At 73.9% G+C, this 12,822-nt stretch carries 10 protein-coding genes; 4 read left to right on the top strand and 6 right to left on the bottom strand.

Features of this window, described 5'->3' with window-relative positions:
• Window positions 1-77 precede the first annotated feature (77 nt).
• Together ABT053_RS03095 and ABT053_RS03090 are read right to left on the bottom strand one after the other, a co-directional pair.
• Window positions 78-1,319, bottom strand: a complete 1,242-nt coding sequence (locus ABT053_RS03095) for an NAD(P)/FAD-dependent oxidoreductase (RefSeq protein WP_350967163.1) — start codon at window positions 1,317-1,319, stop codon at window positions 78-80.
• A 173-nt stretch (window positions 1,320-1,492) separates the two neighbouring features.
• Complete coding sequence (locus tag ABT053_RS03090) at window positions 1,493-2,233, bottom strand: alpha/beta hydrolase (RefSeq protein WP_350967162.1); 741 nt, start codon at window positions 2,231-2,233, stop codon at window positions 1,493-1,495.
• Window positions 2,234-2,800: 567 nt separating this feature from the next.
• Between ABT053_RS03090 and ABT053_RS03085 the strand changes: the two genes are divergently transcribed.
• The 4 genes from ABT053_RS03085 to ABT053_RS03070 all read left to right on the top strand — a co-directional run bounded on the left by ABT053_RS03085 (window position 2,801) and on the right by ABT053_RS03070 (window position 6,794).
• A complete protein-coding gene (locus ABT053_RS03085; protein WP_344744406.1) occupies window positions 2,801-2,962 on the top strand; it encodes a hypothetical protein in 162 nt (53 codons plus the stop codon).
• A 918-nt stretch (window positions 2,963-3,880) separates the two neighbouring features.
• Window positions 3,881-4,117, top strand: a complete 237-nt coding sequence (locus tag ABT053_RS03080) for a putative Ig domain-containing protein (RefSeq protein ID WP_350967161.1) — start codon at window positions 3,881-3,883, stop codon at window positions 4,115-4,117.
• Window positions 4,118-4,338: 221 nt separating this feature from the next.
• Window positions 4,339-5,736, top strand: a complete 1,398-nt coding sequence (locus ABT053_RS03075; protein ID WP_350967160.1) for a glutamine synthetase family protein — start codon at window positions 4,339-4,341, stop codon at window positions 5,734-5,736.
• A 479-nt stretch (window positions 5,737-6,215) separates the two neighbouring features.
• On the top strand, window positions 6,216-6,794 hold the full coding sequence (locus ABT053_RS03070) for a Uma2 family endonuclease (RefSeq protein ID WP_350967159.1): 579 nt from the start codon (window positions 6,216-6,218) through the stop codon (window positions 6,792-6,794).
• A 216-nt stretch (window positions 6,795-7,010) separates the two neighbouring features.
• Here ABT053_RS03070 and ABT053_RS03065 read toward each other — a convergent pair whose 3' ends face one another.
• The 4 genes from ABT053_RS03065 to ABT053_RS03050 form a co-directional block, all read right to left on the bottom strand.
• Window positions 7,011-7,571 carry an OmpA family protein gene (locus tag ABT053_RS03065; protein ID WP_350967158.1) on the bottom strand — a complete coding sequence of 187 codons (561 nt, stop codon included), beginning with the start codon at window positions 7,569-7,571 and terminating at the stop codon, window positions 7,011-7,013.
• The gene (locus tag ABT053_RS03060) at window positions 7,555-8,199 is read right to left on the bottom strand and encodes a hypothetical protein (RefSeq protein ID WP_350967157.1); all 645 of its coding nucleotides are present in this window, start codon (window positions 8,197-8,199) and stop codon (window positions 7,555-7,557) included. Before ABT053_RS03060 ends, ABT053_RS03065 begins: the two co-directional genes overlap by 17 nt.
• A gap of 86 nt (window positions 8,200-8,285) precedes the next feature.
• The gene (locus tag ABT053_RS03055) at window positions 8,286-11,126 is read right to left on the bottom strand and encodes an AfsR/SARP family transcriptional regulator (protein ID WP_350967156.1); all 2,841 of its coding nucleotides are present in this window, start codon (window positions 11,124-11,126) and stop codon (window positions 8,286-8,288) included.
• Window positions 11,123-12,757 carry a serine/threonine-protein kinase gene (locus ABT053_RS03050; RefSeq protein ID WP_350967525.1) on the bottom strand — a complete coding sequence of 545 codons (1,635 nt, stop codon included), beginning with the start codon at window positions 12,755-12,757 and terminating at the stop codon, window positions 11,123-11,125. The genes ABT053_RS03055 and ABT053_RS03050 overlap by 4 nt, the downstream gene beginning before the upstream one ends.
• Window positions 12,758-12,822 lie beyond the last annotated feature (65 nt).

Below are 12,822 nucleotides of genomic sequence, written 5' to 3'. Positions count from 1 at the left end.
GCTCACCGATGTACGCCCCGGCATGCTCGCCTGCGGTGCGCTTACCGGCGTACGCCCCGGTGTCCCGCGCGGCGCGGTCACCAGCGCGCTCCGAGCGCCTCGGCCGCGCGTACGCCCGAGCGGCACCCGTCCTCGTGGAAGCCCCAGCCGTGGTACGCCCCCGCGTAGGCGACCGCGTTCCCGTTGAGGCCGGGAAGCCGTTCCTGGGCGGCGACCGACTCAGGGGTGTAGACCGGGTGCTCGTAGACCATCCGGGCGATCACGTGCTCGTCGGGGATCTCGTCGCCGAGGGTCACCAGGTGCGGTTCCGGCGCGTCGAGCCGTTGCAGCCGGTTCATGTCGTACGTGACCCGCACCCCGCCCGCGCCCTCCCCGCACGCCTCCATCCGGTAGTTCCACGAGGCCCGCGCGCGCCGCGCCCCGGGAAGCACCGAGGGGTCGGTGTGCAGGGTCGCCGGGTTGCGGGAGTAGCGGAACGCGCCGAGGACGTCGCGCTCGTCGGGGGTGGGGTCGGCCAGCAGGCGCAGCGCCTGGTCGGGATGGGTGGCGACCACCGCCGCGTCGAACCGGTGGACGGCCCCGTCGGCGTGGAGCTCCACCCCCTTCCCGGTGCGGCGCAGTGCCCGCACGGGGGCGGAGGTGCGCACCGCGGTGAGGGACTTGGCGATCCTCTCGACGTACTCGCGCGAGCCCCCGGTGACCGTACGCCACCTCGGCGAGCCCGAGACGCCGAGCATGCCGTGGTTGGCCAGGAACGCGAACAGGTAGCGGGCCGGGTAGCGCCCGGCGACGGACGGGGGGCACGACCAGACCGCGGACACCAGCGGTGTCGCGAAGTGGGCGACGAAGTACGGGGAGAAGCCCGCGACGAACTCCCCCAGCGTGCGGTCGTCGCCGCGCTCCAGCGCCTCGCGGGCCAGCCGGTGGAAGCGCGGCACCTCGGCGAGCATCCTCAGGTACGCCGGACGGGCCAGGCTGGAGGGGCGCGCGAACAGCCCCGGCGCCTTCCTGCCCCCCGCGTACTCCAGGCCGCAGCCCTCGCACGAGACCGACATGCTCATCTCGGACGGCTGGGTCCGCACGCCCAGCTCGGCGAAGAGCCGGACGAGGTGGGGGTAGGTCCGCTCGTTGTGGACGATGAACCCGCTGTCCACCGCCAGCGTGCGGCCGTCGCCCGACGGCACGTCGTGGGTGTGGGCGTGCCCGCCGATCCGGTCGTCGGCCTCGAACACGGTGACGTCGCCGCTCCGCCGCAGCACGTACGCCGCGGTCAGTCCGGCCACCCCGCTGCCGACGACGGCGATCCTGCGTCTTTCCATCGATGTCCTCTCACCCGGGCCCATGGGGCCGGTCGAACCGGAACGGCGTACACCGGCGTCTCGGGACGCCCGGACCGCCGGGGTCCCTGCCGACGCCCGGACCGCCGGTATCCCGGCCGGCACCCGGACCGCCGGCATTCCCGGACGCTCAGGCCGCCGCTATTTCGTGACGCTCAGACCGTCGGCCGGGACAGTCCCGCCGCGGCCCGGCGGAAGGCGTTCGTCACCGGCCCCGCCCCGGATGGCCCATCAAGCGACAAAAGGGTGAATTCCACTGCGAGCCGGTGCCAGAGCGCGGCCCGGCGGAGCATCGCGTGCCCCTCCCCCGCCACCTCGATCGCGGCCACCTCACCGACGGCTCCCCTCCGGAAGGCGGGCACCCCCGCGCCGGATCCCGGCTCGCGCGAGGCGAGTCCCCCCGCGCCGGGCACCTCGGTCCCGTGCGCCGGCACGGAGCCGTGCCGCAACCGCTCGGCGTAGGCCCAGGTGGCGCGCGGGTCGGTGACGGTGTCGCGGTCGCCGTGCGCGAGCAGCACGCGTGTAACGCCGAGGTCCCCGGCCGGTTCTCCCGTGGGCAGCCAGGGCGCCAGCGCGGCGACCGCGACCACCAGGGGGTGTCCCACCATCCGCAGCGCGGCCCGCGCGCCCATCGAGTGGCCGATGAGCACGGTCGGCACGCCGAGCCCGTCGACGAGCTCGTGCAGGTCCGCGACCGGCGAGGCCTCCGCGCCGTTCCATCCGCGCACCCGGAACCTGGGCCGCGAGACCACGACGTCCCGCCCGCGCACGGCACGGCGTACGGCCCGCTCGAAGGGAATCATCCGCAGGACGGCGGGCTGCGTCGGCGCCGTGGGTTCATGGCCACGGGCACGCCCGCCGTGCAGGACGACAACGGCACCGGCAAATCGGGTCATAAGGGGCCCCTCGGGTCGGTTCGACCCTTCATTCGGAGCCACCGGGTGATCGGATGCCCCAAATACTAAGTTCCCTTAGTTTTTTCCCGGGGGTTCGTCACCCGTTCGCCGGGCGGGGTCCTCCCCGCGTCACCGGCGATCTGCCGAGGGGCCCTCGGGCGGCGTGTCCCGATCGGCCCCGGCCCATCCGACGGTCGAGGCCGCGCACCCGTCGGCACCGGCTCGCGAGCGTGCGGCACCGGCCGGTCATACCGGACCCCCGGGCTCGAACGACGCACTCGGGCGGTCACCGGATCGGCGATGAGCGGCAAAAACAGTCCCCGCGATCGGCGTACGCCGGGCGCCGGGCTAGCCCTACCGGTATACCTGGCAGTGAAGATTGGACAGGAGCGTCTCGCGACCGCACGATGGCGGATGTGACCTATGCCAAACTCGCGACCAGACCGCGGCTAGCCCCCGCGCGACGGGTATGATCATCAAAATCCGGGAGCCACCCGGGCCGCAGATGCCAAAGATCGATAAAATTCGGGTATATACGGCTGGGATTGGAACTGCCAGGAGGCCCCCATGCAGGTCAAGAAGATCCTCACCTACCTCGCGGTAGCTTTCGTGGTCTTCTATCTGTTCACCAAGCCCGCCGAGGCGGCGAGCGCGGTCAACGGAGTCTTCGACGGGATCATAAGGGGAGCAGACCAATTGGCTCTGTTCTTCACCCGAGTGCTCACCTAACCGCTCGGCGGGGTCCCCCGCCCTGAACCGCGCCACCCGCGTTCCCGGCTGACCCACAGGGGAGCGCGCACCCCGCACCGAACGCCACGCCGTCGGCCCCGCCGATCCCGGAAACGCATCCAGCTCCGCTGATCCCGGAACCGTATCGCGACGATCACCGGAAGCCGCCACGGCACCCCCGTACCCGCGAACCCAGCCACGAGGTCACACCCGCGCCCCGCCGCCCGACGTCGCGCGGCCCCGCCGTACAGCGTGGTACGGAACCAGGGCGGTACGGACGACACCCAATGTGACGTGACACGGAGACCACCCGTACGGCGAACGCCCTGACCCGATCATGGATGACCACGGAAGACATCACGGCACTCCCTTGATGATCTTTCCGGCACCCTGGGGGAAGTCCGTTTCTCGTACGGGGGATCGTTCATGCGTGACAAGCAGGGTTTCCCCGGGATCGGGGCCATCGTCGCCGGGACCGTCGCGTGCGGCGTGCTGGCGACCCCAGGAGTCGCCTTCGCGACCCCGGACCCGACACCGACACCCCCCTCCGCACAGGCACCGGCACCGTCCCAGGCACAGGTCGCCGACCGGCCCCCGCAGCCTGTCGCGGGTGGCGCTGTCGCAGGAGGCTCCATCGCGGAAGGTCCCGCTGCGGGAACCCCTGTCACGGGAAGCACCCTGGGAGACTCCGCATCGGGAAGCCTTCTCACGGAAGGTCCCACTGCGGGAAGCCCAGTCACGGGAAGCGTCCCGGGAGACTCTGTCGCGGGAAGCCCCGTTGCAGGAAGCCCCGTCACGAGAGGCTCCTCATCCCTCTCGGCGCATCCGTCCCTCGGCCACTTCGGCGTCGCCGTCGACCGGCCGCTGAGGGGAAGGATCACGCTGGCCAACCCGACCGGCGAGACGCTCTCCTTCAGGGTGGTCAACCCCACCCTCCTGCCCGCCGGGATCACGCTCGACGCCGACGGACTGCTCGGCGGCACCTCCCGGGTGTCCGGCGCCTGGACGGTCCCGGTGGAGGCGTGCGCCCGCTCCGGCGGTTGCACCACCGGCACGGTGACGATCACCGTCACCTGCGAGTGCGCCCGCCCGGCCCCCCGGTCCCCCTCGCTCATCGGCGCGCCCTGCTCCGCCGGTGACGTGGTCACCGAATAACCTCGGCCCAAAACCCCGCGACCACCCCGGACCACCGAGCCACAGAGCCGCCGGGCCACAGGGCACTCCAGATCGTCCCGGCCCTCTCGGCCCCCCGGACCCGCCTGGCCTCCCCGGCCCGGCCCAGATCGTCCCGGGCCACCCGGATCGCCCCGGATCGCTCCCGGGGCCGGCGTCCCGGGGTGCTTCCCCTCCCTCCGAGGACGTGTTACGCAGGAGGCATGGGAGATCAGCAGGCCGTGACCGGCCCCCACCCGCTCGACACCGCCGCGGCGCGGCGCGTCGCCGAACGCGCCGACACCGAGGGCGTCGAGCTGGTCCGCTTCCTGTACGCCGACCACGGCGGCGTGATCAGGGGCAAGGCCGTCTCCCGCTCCCGGCTGGCGGAGCGGCTGCACACCGGCATCGGGCACACCGTGGCGATGATGGCGATGAACATGCTCGACGAGCTCCAGGACGTCGAGAGCCTCGGCCCGGTGGGAGAGGTCCGCCTCGTCCCCGATCCGGCGACGTTCGTCCACCTGCCCTACGCTCCCGGCGCCGCGGCCATGCTGGCGGACCTGCGCCAGGTCGACGGCTCGCCCTGGCCCGTCTGCCCGCGCACCTTCCTGCGCGACGCCGTCGCCGCCCTGGCCGCCGAGGGACACGCCCTCGTCGCCGCCTACGAACCCGAGTTCACCCTGGGCCGCCGCGAGCCCGACCCCGCGGGCGGCCTGGACCGGCTGGTCCCCGCCGACGACAGCCTGTGTTACTCCACCACCGGCTTCAACCAGCTCCACGACTACACGATGGCCCTGATCCGCGCCCTGGAGAGCCAGGGGCTGCGGCCCGAGCACTACCACCCCGAACTCGGCCACGGCCAGCACGAGCTGTCGATCCGGCACGCCCCCGCCCTCCAGGCCGCCGACAACCACGTGGTCTACCGCGAGACGGTCAGGGGCGTCGCCGCCCGCATGTCGATGTGGGCCTCCCTCGCTCCCAAGCCCCTCGCCGACCAGGCGGGCAACGGCGCCCACCTGCACGTCTCCCTGTGGGATCCCGGGCTCCGGGACAACGCCTTCGGCGACCCCTCCGACCGGTACGGCATGTCGGCCACGGCTTATCACTTCATCGGCGGCCTGGTCGCCCACCTTCCGGCACTCACCGCGCTGACCTGCGGCTCGGTGAACAGCTTCCGGCGCCTGACACCGAGGTCGTGGTCGAGCGCGTACGCCTGCTACGGCATGGACAACCGTGAGGCGGCGGTGCGGATCTGCTCCCCCACGGGACGCGACGCCGCGGCGTCCGCCAACCTGGAGCTCAAGCCCTCCGACTCCTCGGCCAACCCCTACCTGTCGCTGGGCGCCGTCATCCACGCGGGCCTGGACGGCATCCGCCGCGGCCTCGACCCGGGCGACCCCGTCGACGTCGACCCCGCGACCCTCCCGGCCGGACGCGTCCGCCGCCTCCCGGCCTCCCTGGACGAGGCCCTCGACGCCCTGGAGGCCGACGACGTCCTCATGGACGCCCTCGGCCCCCTGCGCGCCTCCGCCTACCTGGCCGTCAAACGCTCCGAGGCGAGGTCCTTCGCCGCCCAGGACGCCGCCTACGAGATGTTCCACCACTTCCGGGTCTTCTGAATCCCCCGGGCCCTGACATCTCCGCACCTCTCCACCCGCTGCGGGAGTACGCGACGAGAAGCAGCACCGGAACGGTCACGGCACCCGTCCTCCCGCTCGGCGGACACGGCTTCGGAGGCGATCCGGACGCGTCTGCGATCCCGTACGCGATCCCCCTCGGCGCAACCCTCCGTTCGGGATGTCAGCGGAACCGCTTTCCTCATACTCATGTCGCTCTGAGTGATCACATGGATACCATTCGTCCACCCCGACTTCAGGGAAGGGGGCGGGCGAGGCGAGGGATACGGCAACTCCGCTCGACCGCCGCCGTGGCCACGACTGCCGCCCGGAGCACCGGCCCGCCGCAGCGCGAACCAGGAACCCCCGAAAGGAGCGCCGACCCCATGAGCGGCCTGCCGAGAACCACACATCTCCATACCGGTGAACGCGCCGCTCAGCCACGCTATGAGGCGTACAGGAACCCCGATACCGTGGTACGCATGACCGTCCCGCATGGCCACGAACCCCACGGAGCACTTCCGTGGGCTCCGCGTTACTGGAACGCGGACGAGTTCATGAACCATGACTTCGGCGACGTCGGCCGTCGCTTCGAGCTTGAGGACGGCTGCATCGTGATGACCCCCGCGCCCTCCATACGGCACCAGCGCATCGCCCGCCGCCTCATCAACGCCATCGAGGCATGCCTGCGGGCCGGCGACCTGGACCTCGATGTGGAGGGGCCGGTCAACTACCGCCTCAACTCCGACACCGTGTTCGCCCCCGACATCGCCGTCTTCCAGCGTGGCACCGACAGCGACCTCTACGTGGAACCACACGAGATCGAGATCCTCTCGGAGGTCACCTCCACCAACTCCAACCGTGACCGCCTCACCAAGATGAACCGCTACGCCCGGACCAAGTGCGAGTGGTACTGGATCGTCGACCAGAACACCCTGGTCATCGACGTCTACCAGCTCGACGGTGACCTCTACCGGCAGGTGGCCGCCCTCACCCCCGGCACCGCCGCCACCCTGCCCGGCCCCGTCCCCTTGACGATCGACCCCGGAACCCTCGCCTGAAAGGCGGGCGCGTCACGCCTCCGCGGCGTGCGTGATCGTGCACCGGACGGGTTCGCGGCCGATGCGCCGGCACGGGCCGGACGCGAGCGGCTCCCGCGATCCAACCGAGGCGCCGTCGGCCAGGGGCAACGGCGTGGCTGCGAGTCAGGATCGAAGCCGACTCGGCGGGCCTTCTCGAGGCACAGCCGGCCGGGAGTGACGGCGTGGCCGCGAGGGTCATTTCCTGGCGGTGAAGACGATCTCCACTCTGCGGTTCCTCGCCCGGTTCTCCTCCAGTGGCCGGCCCTTGACGACGTTGGGCACCCGGGGCCGCCTCTCGCCGAAGCCCGTTACCCGGAAGTCCACCCCCGTCAGCGTCTCCTGGAGAGATTGGCGCACGGCCTGCGCCCGCCTGAGCGACAGCGCGGCGTTGTAGGCGTCGCCGCCCTGGTCGTCGGTGTGCCCCTCGATCCTCACCGTCCCGCCCGCGGAGTCCGCCCGGACCCTCGCGGCGACCCGTCCCAGCCGCTGCCGTGCCCGAGGCGTCAGCACAGCCCTGTCGAGCGCGAACAGCACGTCGCTGGTGAGCGCCACGGTGACCTGCTCGCCCTGGCGCGCCTCGCTCTCGGCGCCGTCGAGCGACTCCACCTCGGCGACGATGTCCTCGACGGGGGCGACGACGTCCTCCACCCCGGCCGTGGCGTCGTCTCCCGGATCCGCCCACGCGGCCGTCGCGGGGCCCGCGAGCAGGGCGAGCCCGAGGGCCAGGATCGTGAGGCGCTCAGGAGATCGGGACATCGGTGAACACACCCAGCACCTTGAGGTCCACATTGATCTTCGTGACGTCCGGCGGCGGGGCGGCGAACGTGGCGTGCAGCGACAGCACCTCACCGGCCTCGGTGAACACGTCGTAGTCGGAACACAGGCACTTGGCCTTGGGATACTTGCCGGTGCGCGCGACGACGTACCGCTTGCCGTTGACCGGGTCGACCAGGCTGATCCCGGCCACGGTCAGCCCGAGGCCGCCCGGGGTGTCGCCCATGTCGTTGTTCATCTGCCAGCGGTCGTCGCTGTCGTTGGTGACCGTCCAGGTCAGCGTGGAGAGCCGGCCCTGGCGCCGGAGACCGGTGATCTCCACGGTCAGGTCGGCGCCGCTCGCCTTGACCTCCCTGCGGGCGATCGCCCGCTCGCGCCCGGCGGGGTCACCGGTCTCCGTGGCCCGCACCGTCTCGGTCGTCTCCGTGGCCTCCGTGGCTTCCGTCGCCTTCGCGGTGGCCGCGGGCTCCACGGTGTCAACGGGGTCCGCGACGTCCGACGCCCTCGTCACCCGCTCCTCCCCGCCGCCCCCCTGCTGCCCGGGAAGCACCCCGCAGCCGCTCAACATGGCCGCCAGCACCACCCCGGCCATTCCGGATACGAACCGCATGTCATCCCCATTCCCCCGTCGTGGATCGCGTCGAGCCCGACCGTACGCGCGCCACCTTCAGAACCCGCATAGATCAGCACAGCGCGCTATACGCGCAGGCCACGGCGCCGCGACGCCTCGCGGGCGAGCTCCCCGGCCTCGGCGAGGCCGTCCCGGTCACCAAGAGCGTCAAACTCTCCCACAGCGCTCGATACGGCATCAACCGCCTCGGCCACCTCGTCGAGATCCAGCAGGGCCGCCGTCAGGGTCAGCAGCGCCCGCGCGACGCCCCGGCGGTCCGCGTACTCGCGGAACGTCCCGAGCGCCTCCTCCGCGGCCCCCCGGGCGGCGTCGGGCCGTCCCTCGGCGAGGGCGACCCTGGCCATGAGAACCAGTCCCGTGGCCTCGGGGAGCCGGTCCCCCAGGCGTCTGACCAGGCCGAGGCCGCGTTCGGCGCGCTCACGCGCCTCCGAGGGGCGTTTGCGGTCCAGGAGGAGCCCGGCGAGGTCGAGCGAGACGGCCGCCTCGCCGCGCGGATCGCCCAGCTCGCGGTAGGCGGCGAGGCTCCCGCGCAGCAGGTCCTCGGCCCGCCGCGACCCGCCGAGCGCGCGCAGCGCGTCGGCCCTGCCGCGCCGGTCCCCCGTCGCCGAGAACGCGGCCAGGCAGGCCACGAAACAGGCCTCCGCCTCCGGCCGCCGTCCCTGGGCGAGGCGCACCAGGCCGAGCCGGTGACGGGTGCGGGGCACCTCGCGCGCCTCCGCCAGCGGAAGCGCATGCCGGAGGAGGTCGGCGGCCTCCGCCAGGCGGCCCTCCGCACGGCGCAGGTCGGCCTGGGAGCGCAGCAGCAGCGCCTCGCCGTGGCGGTGGCCCGCGCGCCGCGCGGCCCGCAGTCCGAGTTCCGCGACCGCGTGCCAGTCCTCGTGGTGCGCGCCCAGCTCGAAGAACGGGGTCAGGTAGAAGGCCAGCCGCCAGGTCGCCTCGTCCAGACCGGCCCGGTGGAGGTCGGTGACGGCCGCGACCAGGAAGCCCCGCTCGGCGGCGAGCCAGCGGGCCGACTCCCGCAGCCGCGCGGTGTCCAGGTCCGCGGCCTGCTCCGCCGTACGGGCCACGGTCCGGCCGGAGCCCGGTTCCGCGGGCAGGAGCAGTGCCCTGGCCCGCCGGGCGCGGTCGAGGATCTCCCCGCCGGCCGCGGCGAGGACCCGGGCGGGCGGACCCTCCTCGGTGGCCAGCCGCTCGGCCGCGTAGAGCCTGGTCAGGTCATGCCAGTCGTACCTCTCCTGGCCGCTCGCGTCGAGCCCGCGCGCCCGCAGCAGGCCCGCCTCGGCCAGCGCCTCCAGCGGCCGGTCGGCGGGCTCCCCGAGGACGGCGGTGGCCGCCCACGGGGCGACGTGCGGCGCGGACAGCGCGCCGAGGCGGCGCAGCAGCAGGCGTTCGCGGTCGGGGAGCGCGCGGTAGCCGAGCGCCAGGCTGCCGCGTACGGCCAGGTCCCCCGCGCTGAGCTCGTCGAGGCGGCCGCGCTCGTCCTCCAGGCGTCCCGCCAGGTGTTCCAGCGTCCAGCTCGGACGCCGGGCGAGCCTGGACCCGGCGATCCTGAGCGCCAGCGGCAGCCCGCCGCACAGCACCGCGATCCGCTCGGCCGCCCGGGGCTCGGCCCGTACCCGTCGCTCTCCGGCCACCCGCGCCAGCATCTCCACGGACTCGTCCGTGCCGAACACGCCGAGCTCGAAGGCCCGCGCCGCCTCCAGGCCGGACAGCGGCGAACGGCTGGTCACCAGCGTGAGGCAGCCGGGCCCCGCGGACAGCAGCGGGCGTACCTGGGCCTCGTCGGCCGCGTCGTCCAGCACCACCAGCAGCCGCCGGCCGTTCACCAGGCTGCGGTAGAGGCGCGTCCGCTCGGCCGGGCCGGCGGGCACCGCGCCCCGCGGGCAGCCGAGCGAGCGCAGCAGGTCCTCCAGCACCGCGCCCGGCGTCCTGGTCCCCAGCGAGGCGTGCAGCCGCCCGCCGGGGAAGTCGAGCCCGGCGGCCGCGTGAACCGCCACCGCGGACTTGCCCGTCCCCGCCGGACCGTGCAGCACCAGGTGGACGGGCGCGCTCCCAGCGGCGGGCACGGACCGGCGGATCCAGTCCAGCACGCGCTCGCGCCCGGTGAAGTCGGCGACGTCGGGCGGCGTCTCGTTGGGTGTCTCGTTCGGCGTCCGGTCCGGTGCGGCCCGCCCGGGCGTTCCCCCCGCCAGCACGCGCCCGTGCGCCTCCCGCAGCTCGGGACCCGGTTCGAGGCCGAGCTCGCCGACGAGCAGCCGCCGCGCCTCCCCGTAGGCGGCCAGCGCCTCCGGCCTGCGTCCCGCCTGGCCGAGCGCGAGGACGAGCTGCGCCCACGCCCGCTCCCGCAGGGGGTGCGAGGCCACGAGCGCGCGCAGCTCCCCCGTCACCTCCGCGCCCCGGCCGAGCGCCACGTCCAGCTCGACGCGCTCCTCCAGGGCGGTGAGCCGCAGCTCCTCCAGCGGCACGGCGTACGCGCGCCGCAGCTCGGCCGAGTCGACGCCGTCCAGCGCGGGCCCTCGCCACAGCGCGAGGGCGGCACGCAGGCCGTCGGCCGCCTCGGCGGTCCTGCCCGCGTCCCTGGCCCGCCGGGCCCCGGTCACCAGGCGCTCGAACCGGTGCGCGTCCACCTCGCCGGGATCGACGTCGAGGAGATAGCCGCCGGGCACGGTGCGGATCCCGGCGACCACCTTGCGCAGCGCGCTCACGTACACCCGCAGCACCGGTTCCGCCGAGGCGGGCGGCTCCTCGCCCCACACCTCGGCGATCAGCCGGTCGACGGTCAGCGTCCGTCCCGGCCTCAGCAGCAGGGCGGCCAGGAGCGTGCGGTGCTTGGCGGGGCCGGGCGTCAGGTCACGCTCCCCCTCGACGACCCGAAGCGTCCCCAGCACGCCGAACCGCGCGTTCACCCCGCCACCGGGCGGACCTCGAACGTGCGGAACCCGACCCGCACGGGCGTGGCCGCGTCCGGCGCCGCGTAGACGCCGGTGGCCCCGGGGCCGTAGGGGTCCTCGTCGTCGGCGGTCTCCCCCACCGGCTTCTCGTTGAACCACATGCCGAGGACGACCCGCTCGCCCCGCTGCTCGCACTGGGCGACGACACGGACGTCGGCCGCCTTCCCCACCCGCACCGGCCCGTACAGGAGGACACCCCGCCCGCCGCGCCGCTTGGTGATCGAGGCCTCGCCCGAGGCGGTGACCGCGAACTCGTAGCGGTCGCCGGTGCCCACGTCGCCTCGGCACCACACGCCGAACTCCCCCGAGCCCCCCTCCAGCCGCATCCTGGAGCTGACCACGACGCCCCCGGCGGTCCCCTCCGCGAAGGGGGCCGACTTCCACAGCCGCCATCCGGGGTTGGCGGTCAGCAGGTAGGTCCCGCCGTCCAGCCGGGTCCCGCCGCCGTCGGACGCGCCGACGGCCCAGGAGTCGGCGAAACCGGCGCGGTACGACGACGCGGGCGTGCCGAGACCGGCGTAGAACGCCCACCCGCCCGCCAGCGCCACCGCGAGCGCGGCGGCCCCCGCGACCCACGGCCACCGCCGCCTCCTCACGGCCACCGCACCGGCCTTCACGGGCGCGGGCACGGCGGGCTCCCCCGGCACCGCGGATCCGCCGGGCACGGCCGCTTTCCCGGACACGGCGGACTCCCCGGGCACGCCCGGCTTCCCGGGCAGGGCCGGTTCCTCCAGGACCTCCGCCCCGCCGTCCCCGCCCCCACCTACGCCACCTGCCCAGGCGCGCTCGACGGCCTGGCTCGCCGTCGCCGGGGTCGGCCGGCCGCCGACCAGCTCGTCCAGCAGCCGCTGGGCGCTCGGCCGGCGCGCGGGGTCCTTGGCCATCGCCCCCTCGACGACGGCGCGGACACGCTCGTCGAGGCCGTCGAGGTTCGGCCCGTCGTTGACGATCCGGTAGAGGACCTCGGACGGCGCGCCCCCGCCGAACGGCAACCGTCCCGTGCCGGCGAACGCGATCACCCCGCCCCACGCGTAGACGTCGGCCGCGGGTGTCAGCGGCTCGCCGCGCACCTGCTCGGGCGCCATGAACGCCGGGGTTCCCATGATCGTCTGGCTCGCCTGGCTCTGGGTGTCGACGAGCTGCGCGATGCCGAAGTCGATCACGCGCGGGCCGAGCGGCGACAGCAGCACGTTCGACGGTTTCAGGTCGCGGTGGATCACCCCCGCCCCGTGGATCGCGTGCAGCGCGGTCGCGATCCCGACCGCGAGCGCCTCCAGGTTGGCGCCGCCCAGCGGCCCCTGCTCGCGTACGGCCTGCGCCAGGTCGGATCCCTTGACGTACTCGGTGACGAGGTAGGCGACGCCGTCCTCGACCCCGGCGTCGAGCACGGGAGCGGTGCAGAACCTGGCCACCCTGCGCGCCGCCGCCACCTCGCGGTCGAAGCGCCGCCGGAAGGCCGGGTCGCGGGCCAGCCACGGATGGATCACCTTCACCGCGGCCAGGCCCCCCGTCGGGGTCGTGGCGAGGTGCACCACGCCCATGCCGCCCTGGCCCAGCTCACGCCTGAGCACGTAGCCGCCGATCATGTTCACCGGAGCCACCCTATGCCGTCAAATCCGCGCACACCGGCATTTTGTACGCCAAAGAGCTC

Source organism: Streptosporangium sp. NPDC002524 (assembly GCF_040295985.1).
In the GTDB taxonomy this organism is placed as follows: Bacteria; Actinomycetota; Actinomycetes; order Streptosporangiales; family Streptosporangiaceae; genus Streptosporangium.
This window is presented reverse-complemented; position numbering and strand designations above follow the sequence as displayed.

Excerpts from the sequence above, each read along its gene's own strand:
- ABT053_RS03060 (WP_350967157.1), bottom strand. The coding sequence starts at position 8,199 with ATGCGGTTCGTATCCGGAATGGCCGGGGTGGTGCTGGCGGCCATGTTG.
- ABT053_RS03095 (WP_350967163.1), bottom strand. The coding sequence starts at position 1,319 with ATGGAAAGACGCAGGATCGCCGTCGTCGGCAGCGGGGTGGCCGGACTG.
- ABT053_RS03070 (WP_350967159.1), top strand. The coding sequence starts at position 6,216 with ATGACCGTCCCGCATGGCCACGAACCCCACGGAGCACTTCCGTGGGCT.
- ABT053_RS03065 (WP_350967158.1), bottom strand. The coding sequence starts at position 7,571 with ATGTCCCGATCTCCTGAGCGCCTCACGATCCTGGCCCTCGGGCTCGCC.
- ABT053_RS03090 (WP_350967162.1), bottom strand. The coding sequence starts at position 2,233 with ATGACCCGATTTGCCGGTGCCGTTGTCGTCCTGCACGGCGGGCGTGCC.
- ABT053_RS03075 (WP_350967160.1), top strand. The coding sequence starts at position 4,339 with ATGGGAGATCAGCAGGCCGTGACCGGCCCCCACCCGCTCGACACCGCC.
- ABT053_RS03050 (WP_350967525.1), bottom strand. The coding sequence starts at position 12,757 with ATGATCGGCGGCTACGTGCTCAGGCGTGAGCTGGGCCAGGGCGGCATG.
- ABT053_RS03085 (WP_344744406.1), top strand. The coding sequence starts at position 2,801 with ATGCAGGTCAAGAAGATCCTCACCTACCTCGCGGTAGCTTTCGTGGTC.